This is a genomic window from Kineococcus indalonis (assembly GCF_009906395.1).
GTDB lineage: Bacteria > Actinomycetota > Actinomycetes > Actinomycetales > Kineococcaceae > Kineococcus > Kineococcus indalonis.
Genome location: NZ_JAAALM010000693.1, coordinates 1 through 1,683 on the forward strand (window position 1 = coordinate 1; position 1,683 = coordinate 1,683).

The following is a 1,683-nucleotide window of genomic DNA, read 5'->3' on the forward strand; positions in this document are numbered from 1 at the left end:
GGGGGAGAGGGGTGGGGCCGGGCACCTCGTCGGTGCCCGGCCCCCGTGCGGCGCGGTGCGGCCGTCAGCGCGGCCGGTCGGCCGTCACCGCGGCGGTGCGCCCGTCACTTCGGCCAGGCGGCCTCGATGTTGTCCAGCGTCGTCTGGGTGGGCTGGCCGCTGGCGATCCAGGCGGTCAGCTCCTTCCACTCCGCGGCCGAGCCGATGGCGGCCGGCATGAGGTCGGAGGCGTCGAAGCGGAAGACGGTGCCCTCGTCCTGCAGCTGCTCGGCGGCCAGCCGGTCGATCGGGCTGGTGAGGTTGCTGACGTCCAGGCCGGTGTTGGCGCTCAGCCAGCCCGGGCCGGACGCCTTGGCCTTGAGGTTCACCCAGTCCGAGGTCGACAGGTAGTACTGCAGCGCCTGCACCTCGGGGCGGTCGTCGAACGCCGCGACGAACTCGCCGCCGCCCACGACGGACGGTCCGTTGGAGCCGATGGTGGGGAAGGGGAAGGCGAAGACGTCGCCGTCCTCGGCGACCTCCGTGCCCGAGGGCCAGTTGGCCTGGTAGAAGGACGCCTGCCGGTGCAGCCAGCAGTTGCCCTGCGTGATGGGCACGCCGGCGTCCTGGAAGGTGGTGGTGGCGATGGAGCTGACGTCGCCGAACCCGCCGTTGACGTAGGCGGGGTCGCGCAGGATCGTGCCCACGCGGTCCAGCGCCGCGACGATCCGCGGGTCGTTGAACGGGATCTCGTGCGCGATCCACTGGTCGTAGACGTCGGGGCCGTACTCGTGCAGGACGACGTCCTCGAGCCAGTCGGTGGCCGGCCAGCCGGTGGCCTCGCCGGAGTTGATGCCCGCGCACCACGGCTTCACGGCGGGGTCGTCCGCCACCATCCGCTCGGTCAGGGCGATCATCTCGTCCCAGGTCTTCGGGACCTCGTAGCCGGCCTCGGTGAACGCCTTGGGCGAGTACCACACGAAGGACTTGGTGTTGGCGCCCAGCGGGGCCGCGTAGAACGTGCCGTCGACGGAGCCGTACTCGCGCCAGGCCTCGCTCCAGTCCTGCTCGACGTTGTCGGCCACCGCCTGCGGCGGCGCGACGACCTCGCCGGTGGAGACCATCTGGGCCAGCAGGCCCGGCTGGGGCAGGAAGGCGATGTCCGGGGCGTTGCCGCTCTGCACGCGCACGGGCAGCTGCGCCTCGAACTGCTTGGTGCCGTTGTAGTTCACCGTGATGCCGGTGCACTCGGTGAAGGGGGCGAACGTGTCCAGGAACGGCTGGTCCTCGGGGGTGACGATGGAGGTGTAGACCTCCACCTCCGTGCCGTCGAGCTCGTTGCCGAACTGCTCGAACTGCGAGCAGTCGATCTCGCTGCTCGTGACGTCGGTGCCGGCACCGGCGCCCTCGTCGACCCCGGCCTCCTCGGCCGTTGCGCAGGCGTTCACGGTGAGCACCAGCCCGAGGCCGCCGGCCAGCAGCGCCAGGCGCCGGGCGCGGGTCAGGACGGTCATGGGGTTCTCCTCTCAGGTGCGGCACCTTCGCCGCACGGGCCGGACCATGATGACCTACGCCGCGGGCCCCCGCACGCACTGCCCGATCACGGCGCGGACACGACCCGGGTGCGGCGAGCGGGCGCCGCGGTCGCGACGGACGGCGGACGCGCGGGCCCGCGCGCGCCGCCCACACTGGCGCCGTGAGCAC

Annotated in this window: 1 protein-coding gene; it reads right to left on the reverse strand. The window is 72.5% G+C overall.

Going from position 1 to position 1,683, the window contains the following annotated elements; genetic code table 11:
* Window positions 1–104 precede the first annotated feature (104 nt).
* A complete protein-coding gene (locus GTR00_RS20335; protein ID WP_166613348.1) occupies window positions 105–1,493 on the reverse strand; it encodes an ABC transporter substrate-binding protein in 1,389 nt (462 codons plus the stop codon).
* Between the last annotated feature and the right edge of the window lie 190 nt (window positions 1,494–1,683).

Bases quoted from the DNA above. Each gene is read 5' to 3' on its own strand.
- GTR00_RS20335 (WP_166613348.1), bottom strand. From the start codon at position 1,493: ATGACCGTCCTGACCCGCGCCCGGCGCCTGGCGCTGCTGGCCGGCGGC.